Source organism: Microbacterium ginsengiterrae (assembly GCF_014205075.1).
Lineage (GTDB): Bacteria > Actinomycetota > Actinomycetes > Actinomycetales > Microbacteriaceae > Microbacterium > Microbacterium ginsengiterrae.
This window is the reverse complement of sequence record NZ_JACHMU010000001.1, coordinates 2,032,365-2,055,528: the sequence shown is the minus strand read 5'-3', so window position 1 is coordinate 2,055,528 and position 23,164 is coordinate 2,032,365. Positions and strand designations below refer to the sequence as shown.

Sequence of the window (23,164 nt, the reverse complement as noted above, 5' to 3'; positions counted from 1 at the left end):
GATCTGCGTGACAGTGATCGAAATCATGGTGTCCTCCTCAGGCCCGAAGCGTCACACCGGTCGGCGCGACAGCCCTCCAGACTATTCCTGTGAACCCGCTGGGTGCAACAGGAATTCCCAGATGTCCGTCTCCGGGTCGCCCGGGGATCGACGACGACTCATCGGAGGACGCCTGTGGCCCGCTCGCGAGCGAGCAGACTCGCCTTGACGTCGAGTCCCCAGGCGAAGCCGCCCAGCGTGCCGTCGCTGCGCAGCACCCGGTGACAGGGGACGAAGAGTGCCGGTGCGTTGCGGGCGCAGATGGATGCCGCAGCGCGGACCGCACGGGGGCTGCCGAGCTCCGCGGCGAACGAGGTGTAGGTGAGAGGCTGCCCCGGCACGATGCGACGCAGGGCGGCCCAGCCGGTCCGCTGCAGCGGTGTGCCGATCTGCCGGACCCGCACGGTGTCGATCGCGGCGACGTCTCCTGCGTAGTAGTCGCGGACGGCGGATGCGGCATCCGCGCGTCCCTCACGGATCCCGGCGGGGCGAGCGGCGGCGGGAAGCCGACCGAGGATCTCGTCACGATCGGATGTCCACCCGGATGACAGCACGCGCTGTTCGTCGTCCACGAGCAGGGTGAAGGGGCCGTCCGGAGTGTCGACGGTCTGGATGAGCGCGGTCATGAGGCCTCCTCGGGTCGTCGCGCGGCACGCCGCGCAGGTGTTCGTGGGACGCGCGGTGGCACGGCGCGCCAGAGATGGGCGGTCAGGTAGCTGCGCCACGGCGCGGTGCGCGTCGACCATTCGGTCAGCGTGCGCGGTTCGGCTGGGAGTCCGGACGCCGCCGCCCCTGTTCGCACCGCCACGTCGCCGGGCAGGAAGACATCGGGGTCCCCGAGCACCCGCATGCGGACGTAATCGGCCGTCCACGGACCGATTCCCGGCATCGCGAGCAGTGCGGCGCGCTGCTGCTCCCCGTCGTCTCCCACCGTGAGCGGAAGCGAACCGTCCGCGAGGGCCGCGGCGGCGCCGGTGACGGCGCGGATGCGCGCCGCTGGGCCGCGGAGCACTTCTGCACCGCGGTCGGCGATCGCCGCCATCGTCGGGAACAGGCGCGGCAACGGGGCATCCGGATCGTCGGTCTGGGCGGCGTCCTCGACCGGTTCCCCCAGGTGGTGCGCGAGCGCGGTGAGCGCGGTGCGAGCGGCGACGACCGTGATCTGCTGACCCACCATCGCGCGGATCAGCATCTCGTGCGGATCCGCGGTGCCCGGGACGCGGATACCAGGCGTCCTCGCGACGAGGGGGGCGAGAGCCGGCTGCGCGGAGAGCGCGGCATCGATCGCGGCGGGGTCGGCATCCAGGTCGAACAGCCGCCTGGCCGTGGCGATCAGTGGTGCGAGATCGCCGAGATGCGTCACCCGTGCGCGGAGTCGGAGCGCTCCGGCCTCATCCTGTCGGACCTGGAACCACGCGGGCCCACCCGCCATGCGCAGGTGACGCGCGAAGGCGCTGGGGGACGATTCCTCGACCCCCGGCAGCGCGCGCGCCGCCATCCAGTCGAAGATCCCCGTCGTGTCGATCGGCCCGCGGTGCGGGAGGAGCAGATCGATCGCCCCGCCGGTGGAGGCGGCGCCGGTCCGGCGGCGGGAGCGCAGTTCGCTGGGCGAAAGGCCGAACACCTCACGGATCGTGTCGTTGCACTGCCGGATGCTGGCGAACCCGGCGGAGAACGCGATCTCCGCCACGGGCAGATCGGTGCCGACCAGGAGCATCCTCGCGTTGTGCGCGCGGTGGGCACGGGCCAGCGCGAGCGGCCCTGCACCCAGTTCGGCCGTGAGCAGCCGGGTCAGATGACGGGTGGAGTATCCGAGGCGCGCGGAGAGGCCAGGCACCCCCTCGCGCTCGACGACCCCCGCGGCGATGAGGCGCATCGCTCTCGCGGCGACATCGCCGCGCAGGTTCCACTCCGGCGACCCCGGTGCGGCCTCGGGCAGACAGCGCTTGCAGGCCCGATATCCGGCCTCGTGGGCCGCGGCGCTCGTCGGGTAGAACGTGACGTTCTGGGGTCTGGGGGTGCGAGCGGGGCAGCTCGGCCGGCAGTAGATGCCGGTGGAGCGCACAGCGGTCACGAACTGCCCGTCGAAGCGGGTGTCGCGCGCGTCGATCGCGCGGTACCGCTCGTCGAAGGTCATGCCCTGGTAGCCCATGCCTCCACTCTGACACGTCCACATGCCGCAGGCTCGCGGAAATCGGACATCACGGTGGGTCGCGCCGCACCCGGTGTCACGCGTGCGGCGACGGCAACGGCCGGGCACCCGCCACTCGTGTGACGTGGGCCCGGCCGCTCGTGCGTGAACTCCGTGCGATCGGTGACCGCTCAGTGGAAGAAGTGGCGCTCTCCCGTGAAGAACATCGTCACGCCGGCGGCCTTCGCCGCGGCGATGACCTCCTCGTCTCTGACGGACCCACCGGGCTGGATGATCGTGGAGATCCCGGCGTCGATGAGCACCTGCGGGCCGTCCGCGAAGGGGAAGAACGCATCGGATGCCGCGATCGATCCTGCGGCGCGATCGCCGGCGCGCTCGACGGCGAGGCGGCAGGAGTCGACCCGGTTGACCTGGCCCATGCCGATGCCGACCGTGGCCTTGCCCTGGGCGAGCACGATCGCGTTCGACTTCACCGCACGGCAGGCCTTCCAGGCGAAGATGAGGTCCGACATCTCCTCCTCCGCCGGACGCTCGCCCGTGACGAGCTGCCAGTTCTCCGCGACGGTGCCGATCTCATCCGGGAAGCGGTCGGCGTCCTGCAGCAGCAGTCCACCGGAGACGAGGCGCACGTCCATCCGCTCCTGACGCCAGTCGTCCGGCAGCTGGAGGACGCGCAGGTTCTTCTTCGCCTTGAACACCTGCAGCGCCTCCGGCTCGAACGACGGAGCGACGATCACCTCGGTGAAGATGTCCTTGAGGTTCTCGGCCATCTTCAGCGTGACGGTGCCGTTGGTGGCGATCACGCCGCCGTATGCCGAGACCGGGTCGCACTCGTGGGCGCGCAGGTGTGCGCTGGCGATGGGGTCGAGGGCGTTGGGGGCGGTGGTCGCGATGCCGCAGGGGTTCGCGTGCTTCACGATCGCCACGGCGGGGAGGATCATGTCGAACGCGGCCCGCAGAGCGGCATCCGCATCCACGTAGTTGTTGTAGGACATCTCCTTGCCCTGCAGCTGCACGGCCTGGGCGATGCCGTGACCGCCGACGCGGGTGTAGATCGCCCCGCGCTGGTGGGCGTTCTCGCCGTAGCGGAGCGTCGAGAGCCGCTCGGCCTTGATGGTGAGGTGCTCCGGCAGCTCGCCCCCGTCGCTGAGGGTGCCCTCGGCGAACCACGCGGCGACGGCCGTGTCGTAGGCGGAGGTGTGTGCGAACGCGCGCGCGGCCAGCTCCCGACGCTGAGTGAGCGTGGTGCCACCGGCCTGGATGGACTCGATGATCGCGGGGTACGACTCGGGCGAGACGACGATCGCGACGTTGGCATGGTTCTTGGCGGATGCGCGGACCATGGCGGGGCCGCCGATGTCGATCTGCTCGACGACGTCGTCACCGGTCGCGCCGGAGGCGACGGTCTCGACGAACGGGTAGAGGTTGACGACCACGAGCTCGAAGGGCGAGATGCCGAGCTCCGCGAGCTGACGCTCATGGTCCTCGAGGCGCAGGTCGGCGAGCAGTCCGCCATGGATGCTTGGGTGCAGCGTCTTCACGCGGCCATCGAGCATCTCGGCCACCCCGGTGACGGAGGCGACGTCGGTGACCTCGTAGCCGGCCTCGCGGATGGTCGCGGCGGTCGACCCGGTCGAGACGATCTCGACGCCTGCATCGGCGAGCGCCTGCGCGAGCACCAGCAGATCGGTCTTGTCGCTCACCGAGACGAGTGCTCGCCGGATCGGCACCACATCGCGATCACGGTACAGGGACGAATCGTGGCTCGGACCGGCCATGGAGTGGCTCCTTCTTGCGTGGGCGTGCGGGTGTACGGATGCGGGTCAGGGGGTGAGGGCGAGATCGCCGGTGGCGATGCGGCGCACGACATCGATGAGCAGGCGCCGTTCCACGGGTTTGATGCGCTCGTGGAGCGTCTCCTCGGTGTCTCCCGGCTCGACGGGGATGCGCTCCTGGGCGAGGATCGGGCCGGTGTCGACGCCGTCGTCGACGACGATGACGCTCGCACCGGTCTGCGAGACGCCGGCGGCCAGCGCGTCGCGCACCCCGTGGGCCCCAGGGAACTCCGGAAGGTAGGCGGGGTGGGTGTTGATGATCCTCGGCGCATACCGGGCGACCAGAGACGAGGGCAGCAGACGCATGAGGCCGCTCAGGACGACGAGGTCGGGCTCCCACTCGTCGAGTCGACGGCCGAGTTCGGCGCCCCACGCGTCGCGATCCGCGAACGACCGGAACGGCACCGTGAAGCTCGGGATGCCGAGTTCGGCGGCATGCGCGAGCCCTTCGGCGTCACGGTCCGCACCGACGACGACGATCCGCGCGGGGAAGTCAGGGCGGCGTGCGGCTTCGAGAAGGGCGCGGAGGTTCGAGCCGGTGCCAGAGATGAGAACGGCGACCGTGAGCACCCGGCCAGTCTAGCGGGGCGTCGGCGTGCTCCCGTCCCCGGATGGACGGGGCTCCTCGAGCGGCTGCGTGGCGAACAGGCCGTGGTCGTCGATGGGCTCGGTGTCGTACTGGTCGGCGGCGGCGTCCTGCCGGTGCGGGGCGGGGTCCAGCGTCGGGGACGCGCCCATCTCAGCGACCCAGCGGTCCGTGCGCTCCTCCGCGAGTTCGTCGCGATGCCGTGGGGCGATGAGCATGATCGCCGTCCCGACGAGCACTTCGATCCCGACCGCGAGAGCGGCCCACCCGGCATGCGGCCCCGTGTCGGACATGCGCCCCGGCCCGATTGATCCTGAGGCCAGAGCGGATGCGACGGCGGCGACGCCCGCGCTGCACAGGGCGATCGCTCCTGCGATGACCGCGCGCGGGGCCACCGGCCCGGCGGCGTCCTGCCAGGCCAGACGCGAATGCACCATCCATCCGGCGAGCGCACCCGCCCCGACGGGGAGGAGGACGACGATCAGCATCCACATGGAGCTGTTCTCCGGGAGCAGACCGAGCATCGGGACGCCGGGCACCACGCCCAGCTGCGTTCCGGCGGGCGAGACGCTCGTCCCCGCGCCGACGGAGAAGCCGGGACCGGCGATCCACGCGATCGCCCAGACCAGCAGGGTGGGGAGGTAGGCGAGTTGCCCGAGGGTGATCACCGCCGCGCCGGTCGCATCGACGCGCGCCGTCTCGAACAGGGCGACGACCTCTCCGCCTCGGGCGAGCACCATGATCGCCACCGCGAGCCCGGCGACCCCCGTCAGCGCGACGGCCACGACCACGGTGCCGCGGACGACCTCGCCGGGTACGGCGCTCCAGCGCCCCCAGGTGTCGACGCGATCGTGCAGGCGGTCGACGAGCCCGCCGTCCCCGTGGCGCCAGGCCGTGCTGATCGCGCCGGAGAACACTCCGAGCAGGTACACGAGCGCCGGGTACACGATCGCGGTCGACAGTGGCACGGCCGCGATGTCGACTCGCGCCGTCAGCGCGACGCCCGCGGCGATGAGCGCGAACGCGGCGATGCCCGCGACCGCGCCGAGCAGCCATGCCCCGGATCGCGCCGCACGGGCGCCCGAGCGTCCAGCGAACAGGAGGGTGAAGACGAGGAACGCCAGCGGCGTGAGCGACAGGGTGAACGACGCCGCTTCAGGAGCGATCCCGACGGCCGAGACGACGGCATCCGGCAGGTCGATGGCGATCGGCACTCCGTGCCCGAACTGCCACAGCGTCCCCGCGGCCGGCCACAGTCCGCCCCAGTCCGCGGAGACGCCGAAGGCGAGCGTCCACAGCAGGGTCAGCGGCGCGAGCAGCACGGCGAGGCCGACGGCGGCCGCGATGGCGGCGTCGACCGCGGCGAGGATCGCGACGAGGAGGCGTTGCATGTCTCAACGAGACTACGACGAGAACCTGTCGGGCCCGCGCGGGCGCGCGCGAGGGCGCGGACACGGTATCGTTCCCGAGGAGGTTTCCCGATGACTACTGCCCCCTCACCCGCTTCCGGCTCCCCTGCCCCCGACCAGGCCGCCCCGCCGAAGAACGCGCTGGACCGCTTCTTCGAGATCACCAAGCGCGGCTCGACCGTCGGCGCGGAGGTACGTGGCGGTATCGTCACGTTCGTCACGATGGCGTACATCGTCATCCTCAACCCGATCATCCTCACGGGCGCCGCCGACATCGACGGCAACACGCTGAGCTTCAGCGCCGTCGGCGCCTCGACGGCGCTCACCGCCGGCGTGATGACGATCCTGTTCGGGCTCGTGACGCGTCTGCCGTTCGCGTTCGCCGCCGGTCTCGGCATCAACGCGTTCCTCGCCTTCTCGGTGGTCGGCCAGGTCACCTGGCCCGAGGCCATGGCCCTCGTGATGATCAACGGTGTGGTCATCGTCCTGCTGGCCGCCACCGGCCTTCGGAAGATGATCTTCGACGCCGTCCCGTTCCAGCTCAAGATCGCCATCACCGTCGGCATCGGCTTGTTCATCGCCTTCATCGGCTTCGTCAACTCCGGCTTCGTCACCGCCACCGGCGACGCATCGCCGCCCGTCGGACTCGGTGTCGCCGGGTCCGTCGCCACTGTGCCGTCGCTGCTGTTCGTCATCACGCTGATCATCACGGGCATCCTCGTGGCACGGAAGGTCAAGGGCGGCCTGCTGATCGGGCTCGTCTCCGGCACCGTGCTCGCCGTGATCGTCGAGGCGATCTGGCACCTCGGTCCGCAGTTCGCCGACGACGGGTCGTTCAACCCCGGCGGCTGGAGCCTCACGGTCCCCGCCCTGACCGGCACGCCCGTCAGCCTTCCCGATCTCAGCCTCGTCGGCGCCGTGGACTTCGGCTTCGACGCGAGCAAGGTCAGCATCGTCGCGCTGGTGATGATCGTCTTCACCCTGGTCTTCTCGAACTTCTTCGACGCCATGGGAACCATGACGGGCCTCGCGAAGGAGGCCAACCTCTCGGACGAGAAGGGTGACTTCCCCCGGATCAAGTCCGCCCTGATCGTCGAAGGTGTGGGTGCCATCGCCGGTGGTGCGACCTCGTCGTCGTCGAACACGGTGTTCATCGAGTCCGGCGCCGGCATCGGAGAAGGTGCGCGCACCGGGTTCGCCAACGTCGTCACGGGTGTGATGTTCCTCCTGGCGATGTTCCTCACGCCGCTGACGTCCATCGTCCCCACCGAGATCGCGGCCGCCGCGCTGGTGATCGTCGGCGCGATGATGATGGCGCAGATCAAGTACATCGACCTCGCCGACTTCGGCGTCCTCCTGCCCGTGTTCCTCACGGTCACCGTCATGCCGCTGACCTACTCGATCGCCAACGGCATCGGGGCCGGATTCGTCAGCTGGGTGCTCGTGCAGGCGCTGGCGGGCAAGGCGAAGACGATCCACCCGCTGCTGTGGATCGTCGGCGCCGGCTTCGTGCTCTTCTTCGCACGTGGACCGATCGAGGCGGCTTTCGGCGTCGCCTGATCCCGTCGTGACGAGGGGGCGGATGCTGCGGCATCCGCCCCCTCGTCGTATATCGCCATCCGCCCCTCGACGCCGTCGCGATCGTCTGCCAAGATGCGTCCATGGGGTGTCGACGACGACGTCTGTGGGGCGCAGGCTCGCTCGTCGTCTCCGCATGGCTGGCCGTGCTCGGGATCGCTCCGAGCGCGGCCGGCGCAATCCTCGCCGTTCCTCCGGTGACCGCGGTTCCCGCGCGCACCGACACGCACCCCGTCTCCTCGCTGGCCGCCATGGAGGGCGTGATCCTGCGGCCCTTGACGGTCCTCCGCACCCCCGGCGAGACCGGTGCCGTCGTCGCACACCGCGGTCACTCCTCCGTCGCCCCCGAGAACACGATGCCCGCCGTCCTGTCATCGATCTCTTCCGGCGCGGAGTACGTCGAGATCGACATCCGGATGTCTGCGGACGGAGTCCCGGTCGTCATCCATGATGAGACCGTCGATCGTACGACGGACGGCTCTGGCGTCGTGGCCGAGATGACGCTGGCGCAGCTGCGCGGGCTGGACGCCGGTGCATGGTGGTCCGACGATTTCGCCGGAGCGAGGATTCCGACGCTTCGCGAGGTGCTCGATGTGGTCGCCGGGAGCGACATCGACCTGATCGTGGAGTACAAGGGCACCTGGACCAGAGCGGAGGTCCGGACGACGGTCGACCTGCTCACCGCCTACGGACTTCGGCGCTCGGTGATCGCCCAGAGCTTCAGTGAGAAGACCGCGGCGAACATCGTGCGAACGGCCCCCGGCCTGAGGGTGGGGCTGCTCACTCACGTGATGGATCCGGCCACGATCGCGGAGGCCGTCTCGATCGGCGCGCATGCCGTCAACGCCCGCCGGGTCACGGCTCGGGGCGTCGCGCTGGCGCACCGCGCGGGCCTCGGCGTGCTCGCGTGGACCCCTGACACGGAAGACGACTGGGAGATGCTCACCCGCATGGGCGTCGATGGCATCATAACGAACCGGCCCGATGCCCTCAGGGAATGGGTGCGGACAAAGGAGAAGGCCCCGGGGTGGAGCCCGGGGCCTTCAGATCAAGCATAGCTCAGATCAGAGCGACTCGACGATCGCGCGCATGAGGTCAGCGGTCTCGGACGGGGTCTTTCCGACCTTGACTCCGGCGGCCTCGAGGGCCTCCTTCTTCGCCTGCGCCGTACCGGCCGAACCGGAGACGATCGCACCGGCGTGACCCATGGTCTTGCCCTCAGGAGCGGTGAAGCCGGCGACGTAGCCGACGACCGGCTTGGTGACGTGCGCCTTGATGTACTCGGCCGCGCGCTCCTCGGCGTCTCCGCCGATCTCACCGATCATGACGATGGCCTTCGTCTCCGGGTCGGCCTCGAACGCCTCGAGGGCGTCGATGTGCGTCGTCCCGATGACCGGGTCGCCACCGATGCCGATGGCGGTCGAGAAGCCGAGGTCGCGCAGCTCGAACATCATCTGGTAGGTCAGGGTGCCGGACTTCGAGACGAGGCCGATCGGGCCCTTGCCGGTGATGTTCGCGGGGGTGATGCCCACGAGCGACTCGCCCGGCGTGATGATGCCGGGGCAGTTCGGGCCGATGATGCGCGTCTTGTTGCCCTTGCTCTTCGCGTAGGCCCATGCCTCGGCGGCGTCGCCGACGGGCACGCCCTCGGTGATGACCACAAGCAGCGGGATCTCGGCGTCGATCGCCTCGATCATGGCCGACTTGGTGAAGGCACCGGGGACGAAGGCGATCGACACGTCTGCGCCGGTCTCCTTCATGGCCTCCTCGACGGAGCCGAAGACGGGGAGCTCGACGGCGTTGCCGTCCTTGTCGGTGTGCGAGACGGTCGTGCCCGCCTTGCGGGCGTTGACGCCGCCCACGACCTGGGTGCCGGCCTTGAGCATGAGGGCGGTGTGCTTGGTGCCCTCACCGCCGGTGATGCCCTGGACGATGACCTTGGAATCCTTGTTCAGGAAGATCGACATTTCTCTTATTCCTTTTCTGAGGTATCGAAGAGTCAGGCGTTCGCCAGCGCGGCGGCCTTGTCGGCGCCCTCGTCCATGGTGGCGGCGAGAGTCACGAGCGGGTGGGCGTACTCGGCGAGGATCGCACGACCCTCATCCACGCGGTTGCCGTCCAGTCGCACGACGAGCGGCTTCGAGGCCGTGTCACCGAGGGTCTCGAGAGCACCCTTGATGCCGTTGGCGACCGCGTCGCACGCCGTGATGCCACCGAAGACGTTCACGAACACGCTCTTGACCTGCGGGTCGCCGAGGATGACGTCGAGGCCGTTGGCCATGACCTCGGCCGAGGCGCCGCCGCCGATGTCGAGGAAGTTGGCGGGCTTGACGCCGCCGTGGCCCTCACCGGCGTATGCGACGACGTCGAGCGTCGACATGACGAGACCGGCGCCGTTTCCGATGATGCCGACCTGGCCGTCGAGCTTGACGTAGTTGAGGCCGGACTCCTTCGCCTTGGCCTCGAGCGGGTCTGCGGCACCCTTGTCCTCGAGCGCCTCGTGCTCGGGGTGGCGGATCTCGGAGGCGTTGTCGTCCAGGGTGACCTTGCCGTCGAGCGCGATGATGTCGCCCTCTTCGGTGCGGACGAGCGGGTTGACCTCGACGAGGGTGGCGTCCTCGCCCTTGTAGACCTCGAACAGCTTGACGAACACGTCGGAGACCTTCTCGATGAGGTCCTCCGGGAAGTTCGCCGCGCGGGCGATCTCGACCGCCTTGGTCTTGTCGATGCCGGTCAGCGGGTCGACCTCGACGCGGGCGAGGGCTTCGGGCTTCTCGACGGCGAGCTGCTCGATCTCCATGCCGCCCTCGACGCTGCACAGCGAGAGGTACGAACGGTTGGCGCGGTCCAGGAGCACGGAGAAGTAGAACTCCTCGGCGATGCGGGCTCCGGCGGCGACCATGACGCGCTTGACGATGTGGCCCTTGATGTCGAGGCCGAGGATGGACTTGGCGGCCTCGTACGCCTCATCGGGCGTCTTGGCGACCTTGACGCCACCGGCCTTGCCACGACCACCGGTCTTGACCTGAGCCTTGACGACGACGACGCCGCCGAGCTTCTCGGCCGCCGCTTTCACCTCCTCGGGGGTGTCCGCGACGATGCCGGCGAGGACCGGCACTCCGTACTTCTCGAAAACGTCTCGTGCCTGGTACTCGTACAGATCCACTGTGCTTCCTTCACTGGGCTGCGGTCCGGAAAGTCTCTCGATGTCGAGATATCGACCAGGAACAAAGCTTACTACTCCTGCCTGAACCGCTCCGCCGGGGACGGTCAGGCTTGACCGCGCACTAGGCTTCTCGCTATGCAGGAGTCCGCGCAGATGCCGGGCGGTGTCGTCGCCGCCGCTCTCGACCTGTTCCGGTCGCAGGGATTCGACCAGACCTCGGTGGAGCAGATCGCGAAGGCCGCTGGCGTCTCGCGCTCGACGTTCTTCCGCCAGTTCGGCGGCAAGGAGGACGTCGTCTTCCCTGATCACGAGGTGCTCCTCGGGGAACTGCGCGAGTTCCTCGCCGGCTCCCACCCCGACCCGTGGGAAGCGGTCTGCCGTGCGTCCCAACTCGTCTTCGCACATTTCGCGAACGACCCGGAACTCGCCCGCCTCCGCTATCAGGTCGTGCGGGAGGTTCCCGCTCTCCGGGAACGCGAGATCGTCACCGTCTTCCGGTACGAGCGGCTGTTCGACGACTACCTGCGCCGTGCGCTCCCCGGCATCGACCCTCTGGATGCGGTGGGGTTCGCCGCCGGCGTCACCGCCGTGCACAACCACGTTCTGCGGCAACTGCTGCGCGGGACGAAGCCGGTCGCGCCTGCGGTCCTGCAGAAGGCCCTCGACGACGTGCGTCGCCGCTACGGCGTCCTTCCCGACTCCGCGGGAGCCAGGGAGGACGACCTCGTGGTGGCGGTGTTCCCCCGCGCGATGCCCGTCGCCGAGATGTCGCGCCGGGTTCAGGCCGAACTGTCCTGAATCAGCTCAGGCGCTCCAACTCCTGCGGGGAGCCGGCCATGATGACCGCGGCGTACTCGGTGATCTTCTCGACGGGCCAGTCCCACCAGCGCACGGCGAGCAGCCGCTCGACGTCGCGGGCGTCGAAGCGCATGCGAACGTGCCTCGCAGGATTGCCCGCGACCACCTCGTATGGGTGCACATCCTTCGTGACCACGCTGTGCGCCCCGATGATCGCGCCGTCGCCGATCGTCACACCGGGCAGGACGGTCGCATCGCGCCCGATCCACACGTCGTTGCCGACGACGGTGTCCCCCGGCTGTTCGATGGCCAGGAACGCCTCGAGGGTCGCTTCCTGCCACGCGCCGCCGAACATCGTGAACGGGTACGTCGACGGACCGATCATCGGATGGTTCCCGCCCGGCATGAGGAACGTCGCACCGGGTGCGATCGCGGTGAATCGCCCCAGAACGAGTCGCTGAGGCCCGTAGAGATACTTGACATTCGCCTGCTCGAACGGAGGACGGAACCCCTCATCGTCGTAGTACGTGAAGTCTCCGACGTCGATGAGCGGCGATTCGATCGCGTTCTTCAGGAAGATCACGTTCGTCAGGTCCGCCCGAGAGGTCGGTGTGGGCTGGTCGGGATCAGGTAATGACTGCATGGCGATCCTTCGAACTCGATCCGGGCTCAGGACTGCTCCTGCGGCGTGGGGGTCACCCACTGCACGAGCTGGTAGACGATGCCGTTCGGGTCTGCCATCTGGAAGTAGCGCTCCCCCCACGGTTCCGTCTCGATCGGCGTGATGATCTGAACGCCCTCACTCTGCAGACGGGCATAGTCGGCATCGATGTCGGACACCGTGAACACCACGAGCAGGCCATCGGCACGTCCCGCCGCGGATGCCGGCTTGAACGTGGGAAGCCCGGTGCGCAGGTAGATGAGGTGGAACCCGGCGTCGGGGTGGCTGAGCGAACAGAACCCGTCAGCCTGCATGGCGACGGAGAACCCCAGGTGCGTCTGCACCCAGTTCGCAGAGGCTTCGACGTCGGTGACATTGAGCGAGATGGCGGATTCGGTGATGTGCATGCGTCTCCTCGGCGATTGATTTCCGTACGTTGTACACTGTACGGGTTACAATGTACAACGTACGGAGTAAATGTGCAAGGATGTCACCATGACGGATCACCGCACCGGTTCGGGGGAACCCAGTACCACGCTCGGCCTGCTGTGGGGACTGCCTCCCCGTCCGACGCGCAGGAAGGGCCCCGCCAGGTCGGCCACGGTGGCCCAGATCGTCAACGGTGCGGTGGCGCTGGCCGATGAGAGCGGCCTTGGCGCCGTCACCGTGCGCGCGGTCGCCGAGCGTGTCGGGATATCTGCGATGTCCGTGTACACCTACGTCCCGGGAAAGCCGGAATTGATCGACCTCATGCTCGATGCGCTGTACGCGCGCATGGACCGGCCTCGGTGGCAATCAGGATCCTGGCGCGATCGTCTCACCGCAGTGGCGGAGGCGAATCGTGGACTTCTCTCCGAGCACGCCTGGGTCACCGAGATCGCCGCCCTCAGCCGACCACCCCTCGGTCCGGGCCTGATGGCGAAGTACGAGCATGAGCTGTCCGCGTTCGACGGGACCGGACTCGCCGACCGCGACGTCGACGCCGCGCTGACCTTCCTGCTCGGGTTCGTGCAGGCCCACTGCCGTGCCGCTCATGATGCGCGCCGGGCCACCACGGATTCCGCGATGAGCGACGCTGATTGGTGGGCGGCGAACCAGCCGATCCTTGCGCAAGCGTTCGACGCCGAGGTCTATCCGCGCGCCGTACGGATCGGCGCAGCGGTCGGCGAGGCGCAGCAATCGGCATGGAGTGACGAGCGCGCCTGGTCCTTCGGCCTGGAGAGAGTGCTCGACGGGCTCGCTGCGATCATCGAGCGACCTGCGGAGGCCGGGACGCCTCACACGTGAGCGCCGACGCGGTCAGTCGCAGTTGCAGCGGCCGGCGGCGTTGCGCACCATGAAGCACGCGTCGCAGACGCCGTAGTCGCGCTCGGACACCGGCGTCGCCTTGGGTGCGACCGGTGCGGCAGGGGCCGTGCGGGCGCGCGGCGCCTTCTTCGCCGGAGTGACGGGCCGGAACTCGCTCGGATGCGTCACGTAGAAGTAGGGCTCGCGACCCTCGCTGGGCTGGAGGCGCAGCGGCGCGGCGCCGATGACGATCCGCTCATCAGCGGTGAACCCGTTCGTGTACGTCTTCCCGATGTGCAGCGGGGCGCCCTCTCCGCGTCGGATCGCCTCGATGTAGCGCCCGCGGTCGATCAGTGAGCTGACGCCGACGGCGTCGACGATCGCGCCGATGAACTCGTGGTTCGCCGGGTCGATCCGGTGCGCACGCAGCGCCTCGGCGAGGTTTCGGTATGGACGGGAAGTGCCGGCGGGCGTCGGGCCCTGGATTTCTTTCATCCCCTCCAGGATCGCACGTCCCCGAGGGGTCTGAAAGACTGAGCGCATGACGCGAGCGACCATCATCGGCAGCGGGCCGAACGGCCTGGCCGCGGCGGTGACACTCGCCCGTGCGGGTTACCGGGTGCGTGTGGTGGAGGCGGCCGACGTCATCGGCGGCGGTGCCAGCACGATCGACGCCGATGTGCCCGGCTTCCGGTACGACGTCGGGTCCTCGGCACATCCCGCCGCCCTGGCGTCGCCGTTCTTCCAGGCGTTCGGCCTCGCGGAACGGATCGAGTGGATCCGCCCGGAGATCTCCTACGCCCACCCGCTCGACGACGGTCGCGCCGGCATCGCCTGGCGCGACATCGACCGCACCGCCGAGGGCCTCGGCGCGGACGGTCGCGCCTGGGTGTCCCGCCTGAGGCCGTTGAGCCGGCACATCGAGGGGACCGTCGACTTCACCGGCAATCAGATGCTGCGCATCCCCCGCGATCCGGTCACCGCCGTGCGCTACGCCCTGCGGATGCTGGATCAGGGGTCCGGCCTCGCGCGCCGCTCCTTCCGCACGGAGGAGGCCGCGGGACTCCTGTCCGGCGTTCTCGCCCATGCGAACACGCCGCTCCCCTCGCTCGCCGGCGCCGCAGCCGGGTTGCTGCTGGCCGCCCAGGGCCACGCTGGCGGATGGATGTATCCGCGCGGGGGCGCTCAGCGGATCACCGATGCCATGGTCGCCGACCTCGAGGCGAACGGCGGCACGGTCGAGACCGGCGTGCACGTCACGGATCTTGCGACGTTCGACTGGGGCGACCCGCGTCGCGGTGATGTGCTGCTGCTGAACTCCTCCCCCAGACTCGCCCTCACGCACCCCGACATCCCCGCGCGATACGCCAGAGCGATCTCGGACTACCGGTACGGACCCGGCGCGGCCAAGGTCGACTTCGCCCTCGACGGCCCTGTCCCCTGGTCGCATCCGCTGGTCGCCCAGTCCCCCACCGTGCACGTCGGCGGAACGCAGGCGGAGGTCTGGGCCAGCGAGAACGCCGTGGCTCAGGGACATGTGGCCGACCGCCCGTATGTGCTCGCCGTGCAGCCGTCGGTCCTCGACGACACCCGCGCCCCGGAGGGCAAGGCGGTGCTCTGGACGTACATCCATGTGCCGGCCCACTCCGATCTGGACCCCACGGAACTCATCACGCGGCAGATCGAACGCTTCGCGCCCGGTTTCCGCGACCGCATCATCGCCCGCACCGTCACACCCGCGACCGCGCGCGTGGCGTTCAACCCGTCGAACATCGGCGGCGACATCCTCGGCGGGGCGTTCACGATCGGACAGGCCCTGCGGCGCCCCGTGCTCTCGACGCATCCGTGGCGCACCCCGATGCGAGGCGTCTACCTCGCATCGGCGTCGACCCCGCCGGGGCCCGGCGTGAACGGCATGGCGGGCTGGCACGCCGCACGAACGGTGCTCGGGGATGCCGGCACGCCCGCCGGCCTGCAGGAGCTCTTCCGATAGCCGCCCTTCCGCTGCCGCCGGTGCGGCGCGAGGATGGACGCATGCGCTACGACATCCCCGCGCCCATGCTCGCGAAGGCGGCAGCCGCTGTTCCCGACCCTGCGAAGACCTCCGGCGGGCTCTCGTTCGAGCCGAAGTGGGACGGGTTCCGCGGACTCATCGCGTGGGACGGCGACACGGTCGAGATCGGCTCGCGCGGCGCGAAGCCGCTCACGCGGTACTTCCCCGAACTCGTCGCGGCGCTGCCCCGGATCCTCCCCGAGCCGTGCCTGCTCGACGGAGAGATCGTCGTCGCCACCGGTCGCCCCGGTGCCCAGCGGCTGGACTGGGAGGCGCTGAGCCAGCGCATCCACCCCGCGGCATCCCGCGTCGAGATGCTTTCGGAGCAGACGCCGGCGATGTTCATCGCGTTCGACCTGCTCGCTCTCGGCGAGGAGAGCCTGATCGACCAGCCGTTCCACCGGCGTCGCGCACAGCTCGAGGAGCTCCTCGCCGACGCGTCACACCCGCTCCATCTCACCCGCACGACGACCGACCGCGGCACGGCCGTGCGGTGGCTCGAGGAGTTCGAGGGCGCCGGCCTCGACGGAGTGGTGGCCAAGCCGCTCGACCAGCCGTACGCACCGGGCAAGCGCACACTGGTGAAGATCAAGCATGCCCGTACCGCGGACGTGGTCGCCCTCGGTTACCGCATCCACAAATCGGGTTCGGGGGTCGGTTCCCTCCTCGTCGGCCTGTACGACACCGACGGCACGCTGCGACAGGTCGGCGGGGTGGCGGCGTGGAGCGACCGACGCCGACAGGAGCTCGTCGACGAACTCGCACCGCTGGTGGAGCGGGACGACGCAGGTGACGTGGTGACCGGCGGCGGTGAGCGCAGCCGCTTCTCCGGGGCGAAGGACGTCTCGTTCGTGCGGCTCCGTCCCGAGCGCGTCCTCGAGGTGCGCTACGACCAGCTCGAGGGCGCTCGGTTCCGCCACACCGTGCAGTTCGAACGCTGGCGGCCCGACCGCGACGCCCGCTCGTGCACCTACGACCAGCTGGACACCGTCGCGGGCTACGACCTCGCCGACGTCCTGGAGTGAGGCGGTCGATCAGTCCTCGACGCGATTGCCGTCGGCATCCCAGTTCTCGGCGACGCGCTTGCTCGGCTGCACCCTCGGCGGTTCACCGGGCATCTTCGGGAACTCGGGCGGGAAGGGCAGTTCGCCCAGCCCGTTCTCCACATCGCGCTCCCACCACGACAAGAGCGTGTCGATGCGGCCGGGATGCGCCTGCATGTCCGCCCACGGGTCGCCAGAGTCCGCGACCCGCTGCGGGACGGTGCGCACGGTGAAGCTGCGAGGATCGACGTCGTCGAGCTCGTCCCACGCGACCGGTGTCGAGACCGTCGCGCCGGGCAGCGCGCGCGGGCTGTAGGCACCGGCCATCGTCCGGTCGCGGTTGGCCTGATTGAAGTCGACGAAGATGCGCTCGCCCCGCTCCTCCTTCCACCAGTTCGTCGTCACCTGCGTCGGCATCCGCCGCTCGAGCTCCCGCCCCGCGGCGATGACGGCGTGACGGACATCGAGGAACTCATGCGTCGGTTCGATCGGGCAGAACACATGCAGCCCGCGGTTGCCGCTGGTCTTGATGAACGGCTCGAGCTCGGCGTCGCGCAGCACCTCGCGGAGCCCGTGAGCCGCCGTGACGGCATCCGCGAAGTCCGTGCCCGGCTGCGGGTCGAGGTCGATGCGCAGCTCGATCGGATTGTCGGTGTCGGAGGCGAGCGATGCCCACGGATGGAACACGATCGTGTTCATCTGCACGGCCCAGACGATCGCACTGGGGCGGTTCAGGACGATCTGCGGATGCTGCCGACCGCTGTTGTACGTCACCGTCACGGCATCGACGAACTCCGGCGTCCCCTTCGGCGGGTTCTTGGAGAAGAAGCTCTCGGATCCGTCGGTGACGCCGTTGCGGAACCGCTCCAGTGAGACAGGTCGGCCCCCGTTCGCGCCGAGGAACGGCTCCGAGACCGTCTGCACGTACTCCGCGAGTTCGGCTTTCGTGATCCCCGCCTCGGGCCAGATGACCTTGTTCGGGCTCGACAGGTCGACGTCCTGCGTCCCGCCAGGATCGGAGACGGACAGGGTCACGCGTTCGGAGGCCATGCTCCGACCCTATGGGCGGGGGCTCTCGGACGGTAGGGTCAGTCGCTGACGTCGACCGCGCGCACCATCACCGCACCGAGCGCCGCTCGCTCGACGACGATCGACGGTCCGGCCGAGTCCACGATGACGCCCGCGAGGGTGTCATGCCCGGCGAGCACCTTCGCCAGCTGGTCCGGCTCGAACGGCAGCGGCTTGTCGCCGCGTCCCAGCGCGACGATCTCCAGCGGGTGCGAGAACAGCTGCAGGAAGCGGCGCCCGTCGGCGGTCTGCGCTTCGGCGATGCCGACCTGACCGTTCCCGCTGCCGTCGTTGACGGCGACCCACATCTTCGTCTTCGCGAGAGCGTCGCCGACGAGCTGCATGGTGTCCTCCTCGCGGGGGGCGGCCAGCAGTGTCTTGATCGTCATGTTCGGATCCGCCTGCTCCAGGGCCTTCGTCAGCACCTCGACGGGGAACACCGCCCGGTGGACGCCGGAGGCGTTGTCGAGGATGAGGCCGGCGAAGTCGCCCGCGATGAGCTGCTGGAGGACGGCCGTGACGGGCTGGGCGATCGCGGAGGTCGCCGACGGTTCGGACTCGCGCTGCACGGACTCGCGCACTGCCTCGGCAGAGCTGAATGCGAGCATGTAGCTGCGTTCTCCGTCGCGGACGACGGCGATGGACAGCGGCTTCCCCTCTGCCAGCTGCGCACGCGCGTCGCCGTGCACACGCAGGTAGAGATGGTTCTGCATCATCTGACGGAGCACGCCGATGAGCTGCTCGTTCGTCGCACCCTGTTCGATCTCCGCGAGCGCCGCCCGCAGGAGTGTGTTGTCCTTCATGCCGGGGACCGACTCCGTCGGTGCAGGGGGCAGCGCGGGCGCGAGGGGCAGCACGCGCTTCTGCGCGGTCTGCGGACGGGGAGCAGACGCCGCCTTCGGCGCTGTCGCGCGCGCAGGGGCGGGGGCCGCATTCGGGTCGGGAAGCGAGACCTCGGGGCCGGCCTCTGCGCCGACGCCGCGGAAGGCCTGCACGGAGATGCCGATCTGAGGGACCGCTTCGGCCGGTGCGGCGTCCTCGGCGGTGGCCTGATCCGGCGCATCCGCGGGCGGCGTCTGCGTCTCGTCAGGGGTCTCGTCGGTCTTCTTGCGGCGGGAGAACAATGCCATATGGCTCAGCCTAGCCCGCGCGAACGGGCCGGACGCCACCGCAGGGGTCGCCCGCCGTCAGAGGTTCGGGACCGCCCGCGGTCAGAGCTTCTCGATCGGCGCGATCTTGATGAGGAGCTTCTTCAGTCCTGCGGCGTCGAAGCGCACGTGGGCGATGCGCTTGGCACCCTCGCCCGTCACGGCGTCCACTCGTCCCTCACCGAAGTCGTCGTGCCGAATGCGGTCCCCCGCCGCCAGCTCGAGATCGCCGTTGTCGCGCACCTTGCCGGTGACCTTGTTCGGGAACTTGTCCATGGCGGTCGACAGCGGTGTGATGCGATCGCGCGGCGCGAGCGGCTTCACGCCGAACCGGTCTCCCCCGCTGCCGCCGAAGCCGCCGCCGCGACGCGCGTTGAGCGCACGCGACTGCGTTCCGCCGCGGGAGTTCACATCCCCCGGCGACTGCCTCCAGTCGACGAGCTCGGCGGGGATCTCCTGCAGGAAGCGGCTGGGCATCGCCACGGAGACCTCACCGAACTGCGCGCGAGTCATCGCGAGCGACAGGTGGAGGCGCTTGCGCGCACGCGTGATGCCGACGTAGAAGAGCCGGCGCTCCTCCTGAGGACCGCCCGGCTCGCCCGCGGAGATGCGGTGCGGGATGAGGTCCTCCTCGACACCGGTGACGAACACCGCGTCGAACTCCAGGCCCTTCGCGGTGTGCATGGTCATCATCGACACCGAGCCGGACTCGTCGTCCAGATCGTCGGCGTCCGACACCAGCGCGACCTCGGTGAGGAAGTCGGCGATCGTGCCCTCGGGGTTGTTGCGCGCGAAGTCGCGGGCGACCGCGACGAACTCGTCGAGGTTCTCGACACGTGCCTCGTCCTGCGGATCACGGCTGGCGCGCAGGGCGTCGAGGTACCCGCTCTTGGCCAGCAGCAGGCTGAGGCCGTCGGCGACGACCGTGGGCGGCGGCACCTCGCCGGAGGCCGGCAGCATCAGTGCCGTCGCCTCCGTGAGGACGGCGTCGAGCTGACCGATGGCGGCCTGGATCTTGGGGCCGACGCCGAGCTGCGACGGCATGGAGAGCGCGTCGCGGAAGCTGATGCCCTGATCGTCGGCGAACCGGGCGATCGCCGTCTCGGTCACGTCGCCGATGCCGCGGCGCGGCTTGTTGAGGATGCGGCGCACCGACATCTCGTCGGCCGGGTTCGCGACGGAGATGAGGTACGCCAGGGCGTCCTTGATCTCGGCGCGCTCGTAGAACTTCGTCCCGCCCATGATCTTGTACGGCACCGCCGAGCGGATGAAGATCTCCTCCAGCGCACGCGACTGCGAGTTCGTGCGGTAGAAGACCGCCATCTCGGAGTACGGCATCCCCGCCCTGTGCAGCGCCTCGACCTCGTCGGCGACGAACTGGGCCTCATCGTGCTGCGAGTAGCCGGTGAAGCCGACGATCTTGTCGCCGTCGCCTCGATCGCTCCAGAGCTTCTTGTCCTTGCGGTCGAAGTTGTGCCCGATGACGGCGTTCGCCGCCGAGAGGATGTTCTGCGTCGACCGGTAGTTCTGCTCGAGCAGCACTACCTTCGCACCGGGGAAATCACGCTCGAACTCGCTGATGTTGCGGATGTCGGCGCCGCGGAACGCGTAGATGGACTGGTCGGAGTCGCCCACCACGGTGAGCGATGCACCGGCCAGCTCAGGGGTCGTCTCCGGCTCGAAGATCATCATGCCGTTCGAGGCATACGGGTCGGGAGCGTCGGCGGAGACGGGACGGGTGAGCTCGTGGATGAGCGCGTACTGCGCGTGGTTGGTGTCCTGATACTCGTCGACGAGGATGTGCCGGAAGCGCCGCCGGTAGGTGTCGGCGACCTTCGGGAACGCGCGGAACAGGTAGACGGTCTGCCCGATGAGATCGTCGAAGTCGAACGCGTTCGCCTTGCGCAGGCGCCGCTGGTAGTCGGCGAAGATCTCGACGAAGACCCGCTCGGCCGGGTCGCTCATGTTCGCATCGCGCGCATAGGACTCGGAGTCCTGCAGTTCGTTCTTCAGCTTCGAGATCCGGCCCTGCACAGATGCCGGCGTGAGCCCGTACGCGTCGGCCTCGTGCTCCTTGACGAGGCGCTTGATGAGGGCGCGGGAGTCGCCGGAGTCGTAGATCGTGAACGACTTCGTGAACCCGAAGTGCTCGGCCTCGCGACGCAGGATCCGCACGCACGCGGAGTGGAAGGTCGAGATCCACATGCCGCGGGCAGCCTCGCCGACGAGCTGCCCGACGCGCTCGCGCATCTCACCGGCCGCCTTGTTGGTGAAAGTGATCGCGAGGATCTGACTCGGCCACGCCTCACGGCTGCGCAGCAACGACGCGATCCGGCGGGTGAGGACGCTCGTCTTCCCCGACCCCGCACCGGCGACGATGAGCAGCGCCGGTCCGCGATAGGTCACGGCGGCGAGCTGCTGGGGGTTGAGGCCTGCGAGGAGGTCGTCCTGGTCCTGCGGGCCGGACGGACCGGCGGTGGACGGAACGATGAGAGGGGCTTCGGTCATGACCCTACGAGTCTAGGCTGGGCCGCAGACGCCCGGATACGATCCGGATCGAGGAGGACGAGATGATCACCGAACTGCCCGAGCGGGAGTGCCGTGAGCTGTTGGCGACGACGACGGTGGGGAGGATCGGGTTCGTCGCGGACGACCGCGTCCACATCTTTCCCGTGAACTACGCCGTATCCGGCGACGCCATCGTGCTGCGCACCTCATCGGACGGCGTCCTGCATCGCCTGAGCGACGAGGAACCCGCCGTCGCGTTCGAGATCGACTACCACGATGACCTCGGCGGCGGAGGATGGAGCGTCCTGATCCAGGGCCGCCTGTCGCCGACCGATGAGCGCTCTGCAGCGTCCGCCCGGCACGTCTCGGCATGGGCGGGCGGCGAGCGCGAGTCGATGCTGAGCGTGCGGATCGAGACCATCGCCGGACGGCGTGTGCGACGCGAGAGGCCCTGACATGCGCACCATCCTCAACATCATCTGGGTCGTCTTCGCGGGGTGGGTGCTGTTCCTCGGCTACGTCCTCGCCGGCGTCCTGCTGTGCATCCCGATCATCACCATCCCCTGGGCGATCGCCTCGTTCCGCACCGCCGGGTACGCGCTCTGGCCGTTCGGTCGCCAGATCGTCGAGAAGCCGACCAGCGGCGTGGGGGCGTTCCTCGGCAACGTCGTGTGGGTGGTCCTCGCCGGCTGGTGGCTGGCCCTGGGGCACATCGTCTCCGGCATCGCCCTGTGCCTGACGATCATCGGCATCCCGATGGCCATCGCCGACTTCAAGATGGTGCCGATCTCGCTCATGCCGCTCGGCAAGGACATCGTGCGGACCCGTAGAGGCCCCTTCGACACGAAGTGACGCTCAGTCGACTGCGTTCCGCGGCGGTAGCGCCAGTAACGCACCGAGGACGCAGACCCCGACGCCGCTGAGCAGCGCGACGAGGGCAGAGGATGCCGTGCCGTCGACGTAGCCGGCCGCATCGAGCGCGGGGCCGAGCGCCCAGGGGAACAGGGCGGATGCCGCGCCTGCGGGCCCGGTGGCGGCACCGACGCCCGCGAGAGCCGCGACCGCGGCGGAGAGGGTGAGGCCCGCACCGGCGCCGAGGAGCACGATGCCCCAGGACCTGCGGCGTCCCCACCGCAGCGACAGCGCCCACGCCGTCGCCACGAACAGCCAGACGAACAACGTGAAGGCGATCGTGATGTACGCGGAGCGCAGGAAGGGCTCGTTCCACAGCGCTGCCCGCACGCCGACGGGCCCCGCCACGGCGAGTGCGGCGAGTGTCACGACGCAGCGCAGCACGATGACGCCGCCGACCGTGGCGATGAGCGCCCACGGCGACCGTCGACGGGCGATGAGGATCGTCACGGCGAGGAACGCGAGCCACGCCACGAGGATCACGACGAGGTGCGCCCAGTCGGTCAGCGAGGTCTGCACCGCACGAGTGGCGACGAGCAGCGCAGCGGGCACGGAGACGAGCAGCAGCCGATCGGCGGGGAGCATCCCGAGCATCGACTCCACCGCGCGCCACGGGCGCGTGGCGCTCACCCAGCTCGCTCGCGCGGCGGCCGCGCCCGGACGGCGGACGAGACGGGTCCGTGCGGCCAGCATCCCGATCACGAGCCATGCGACGGCCAGGACGAGCAGGACACGAGCGCACCATGCCATCGTGAGATCGTCGGCGCCGTCATCCTCCGGTGCGCCGACACCGACCGACGCCGTGTCGACGACGTCCGAGACGAGCAGTGAGACACCGACCCCGACGATGATCAGCAGCGCGGCGACGATGAGAGCGACCGTCCCTCGCGCACGCAACTGCATCCTGGCACCCATACCAGG

22 protein-coding genes are annotated in these 23,164 nt (G+C 69.4%); 8 read left to right on the top strand and 14 right to left on the bottom strand.

Going from position 1 to position 23,164, the window contains the following annotated elements:
* Positions 1-158: 158 nt before the first annotated feature.
* The 5 genes from HD600_RS10055 to HD600_RS10035 form a co-directional block, all read right to left on the bottom strand.
* Positions 159-665, bottom strand: coding sequence for a methylated-DNA--[protein]-cysteine S-methyltransferase (locus HD600_RS10055; protein ID WP_184283408.1), 507 nt, complete (start codon positions 663-665; stop codon positions 159-161).
* Entirely contained in the window at positions 662-2,191 is a 1,530-nt protein-coding gene (locus HD600_RS10050) for a DNA-3-methyladenine glycosylase 2 family protein (RefSeq protein ID WP_184283406.1), read from the bottom strand. Before HD600_RS10050 ends, HD600_RS10055 begins: the two co-directional genes overlap by 4 nt.
* Before the next feature lie 170 nt (positions 2,192-2,361).
* Positions 2,362-3,969 carry a bifunctional phosphoribosylaminoimidazolecarboxamide formyltransferase/IMP cyclohydrolase gene (purH, locus tag HD600_RS10045; RefSeq protein ID WP_144795863.1) on the bottom strand — a complete coding sequence of 536 codons (1,608 nt, stop codon included), beginning with the start codon at positions 3,967-3,969 and terminating at the stop codon, positions 2,362-2,364.
* Between the two features lie 45 nt (positions 3,970-4,014).
* Complete coding sequence (purN, locus tag HD600_RS10040; protein WP_184283404.1) at positions 4,015-4,596, bottom strand: phosphoribosylglycinamide formyltransferase; 582 nt, start codon at positions 4,594-4,596, stop codon at positions 4,015-4,017.
* 9 nt (positions 4,597-4,605) lie between these two features.
* Positions 4,606-6,003, bottom strand: coding sequence for a cell division protein PerM (locus tag HD600_RS10035; protein ID WP_184283402.1), 1,398 nt, complete (start codon positions 6,001-6,003; stop codon positions 4,606-4,608).
* Between the two features lie 90 nt (positions 6,004-6,093).
* On the opposite strand from HD600_RS10035, the gene HD600_RS10030 reads away from it, so the two are divergent.
* Together HD600_RS10030 and HD600_RS10025 are read left to right on the top strand one after the other, a co-directional pair.
* Positions 6,094-7,581: an NCS2 family permease gene (locus HD600_RS10030; protein ID WP_144795865.1), complete on the top strand. Its 1,488-nt coding sequence runs from the start codon at positions 6,094-6,096 to the stop codon at positions 7,579-7,581.
* Between the two features lie 101 nt (positions 7,582-7,682).
* A complete protein-coding gene (locus tag HD600_RS10025; protein WP_144795866.1) occupies positions 7,683-8,657 on the top strand; it encodes a glycerophosphodiester phosphodiesterase in 975 nt (324 codons plus the stop codon).
* 6 nt (positions 8,658-8,663) lie between these two features.
* On the opposite strand, the gene sucD is transcribed toward HD600_RS10025, so the two are convergent.
* Positions 8,664-9,566 (bottom strand): succinate--CoA ligase subunit alpha, encoded by a 903-nt coding sequence (gene sucD / locus HD600_RS10020; RefSeq protein WP_144795867.1) that lies wholly within the window; start codon positions 9,564-9,566, stop codon positions 8,664-8,666.
* 32 nt (positions 9,567-9,598) lie between these two features.
* Positions 9,599-10,765 carry an ADP-forming succinate--CoA ligase subunit beta gene (gene sucC, locus HD600_RS10015; RefSeq protein WP_144795868.1) on the bottom strand — a complete coding sequence of 389 codons (1,167 nt, stop codon included), beginning with the start codon at positions 10,763-10,765 and terminating at the stop codon, positions 9,599-9,601.
* A 135-nt stretch (positions 10,766-10,900) separates the two neighbouring features.
* On the opposite strand from sucC, the gene HD600_RS10010 reads away from it, so the two are divergent.
* The gene (locus HD600_RS10010; protein ID WP_184283400.1) at positions 10,901-11,563 is read left to right on the top strand and encodes a TetR/AcrR family transcriptional regulator; all 663 of its coding nucleotides are present in this window, start codon (positions 10,901-10,903) and stop codon (positions 11,561-11,563) included.
* A 1-nt stretch (position 11,564) separates the two neighbouring features.
* Here HD600_RS10010 and HD600_RS15065 read toward each other — a convergent pair whose 3' ends face one another.
* Together HD600_RS15065 and HD600_RS10000 are read right to left on the bottom strand one after the other, a co-directional pair.
* On the bottom strand, positions 11,565-12,206 hold the full coding sequence (locus HD600_RS15065; RefSeq protein WP_184283398.1) for a CatB-related O-acetyltransferase: 642 nt from the start codon (positions 12,204-12,206) through the stop codon (positions 11,565-11,567).
* Between the two features lie 26 nt (positions 12,207-12,232).
* Positions 12,233-12,631 (bottom strand): VOC family protein, encoded by a 399-nt coding sequence (locus HD600_RS10000; RefSeq protein WP_184283396.1) that lies wholly within the window; start codon positions 12,629-12,631, stop codon positions 12,233-12,235.
* An 88-nt stretch (positions 12,632-12,719) separates the two neighbouring features.
* Here HD600_RS10000 and HD600_RS09995 point away from each other — a divergent pair, with 88 nt between their 5' ends.
* On the top strand, positions 12,720-13,511 hold the full coding sequence (locus tag HD600_RS09995; RefSeq protein WP_184283394.1) for a TetR/AcrR family transcriptional regulator: 792 nt from the start codon (positions 12,720-12,722) through the stop codon (positions 13,509-13,511).
* 12 nt (positions 13,512-13,523) lie between these two features.
* On the opposite strand, the gene HD600_RS09990 is transcribed toward HD600_RS09995, so the two are convergent.
* Complete coding sequence (locus HD600_RS09990; RefSeq protein ID WP_184283392.1) at positions 13,524-14,006, bottom strand: hypothetical protein; 483 nt, start codon at positions 14,004-14,006, stop codon at positions 13,524-13,526.
* Between the two features lie 46 nt (positions 14,007-14,052).
* Here HD600_RS09990 and HD600_RS09985 point away from each other — a divergent pair, with 46 nt between their 5' ends.
* Complete coding sequence (locus HD600_RS09985; RefSeq protein ID WP_144795874.1) at positions 14,053-15,504, top strand: phytoene desaturase family protein; 1,452 nt, start codon at positions 14,053-14,055, stop codon at positions 15,502-15,504.
* Positions 15,505-15,545: 41 nt separating this feature from the next.
* Positions 15,546-16,589: an ATP-dependent DNA ligase gene (locus HD600_RS09980; RefSeq protein WP_184283390.1), complete on the top strand. Its 1,044-nt coding sequence runs from the start codon at positions 15,546-15,548 to the stop codon at positions 16,587-16,589.
* A gap of 9 nt (positions 16,590-16,598) precedes the next feature.
* On the opposite strand, the gene ligD is transcribed toward HD600_RS09980, so the two are convergent.
* The 3 genes from ligD to HD600_RS09965 all read right to left on the bottom strand — a co-directional run bounded on the left by ligD (position 16,599) and on the right by HD600_RS09965 (position 21,331).
* Positions 16,599-17,657 (bottom strand): non-homologous end-joining DNA ligase, encoded by a 1,059-nt coding sequence (ligD, locus tag HD600_RS09975; protein WP_184283388.1) that lies wholly within the window; start codon positions 17,655-17,657, stop codon positions 16,599-16,601.
* Between the two features lie 38 nt (positions 17,658-17,695).
* Positions 17,696-18,805, bottom strand: coding sequence for an SseB family protein (locus tag HD600_RS09970; protein ID WP_184283386.1), 1,110 nt, complete (start codon positions 18,803-18,805; stop codon positions 17,696-17,698).
* An 81-nt stretch (positions 18,806-18,886) separates the two neighbouring features.
* On the bottom strand, positions 18,887-21,331 hold the full coding sequence (locus tag HD600_RS09965) for an ATP-dependent helicase (protein ID WP_184283384.1): 2,445 nt from the start codon (positions 21,329-21,331) through the stop codon (positions 18,887-18,889).
* A gap of 62 nt (positions 21,332-21,393) precedes the next feature.
* On the opposite strand from HD600_RS09965, the gene HD600_RS09960 reads away from it, so the two are divergent.
* Positions 21,394-21,786, top strand: a complete 393-nt coding sequence (locus HD600_RS09960) for a pyridoxamine 5'-phosphate oxidase family protein (RefSeq protein WP_184283382.1) — start codon at positions 21,394-21,396, stop codon at positions 21,784-21,786.
* Position 21,787: 1 nt separating this feature from the next.
* Positions 21,788-22,183 carry a YccF domain-containing protein gene (locus HD600_RS09955; RefSeq protein WP_184283380.1) on the top strand — a complete coding sequence of 132 codons (396 nt, stop codon included), beginning with the start codon at positions 21,788-21,790 and terminating at the stop codon, positions 22,181-22,183.
* A gap of 3 nt (positions 22,184-22,186) precedes the next feature.
* Here the strand turns inward: HD600_RS09955 and HD600_RS09950 are convergent, their stop codons facing one another.
* Positions 22,187-23,158, bottom strand: a complete 972-nt coding sequence (locus HD600_RS09950; protein ID WP_184283378.1) for a hypothetical protein — start codon at positions 23,156-23,158, stop codon at positions 22,187-22,189.
* Positions 23,159-23,164 lie beyond the last annotated feature (6 nt).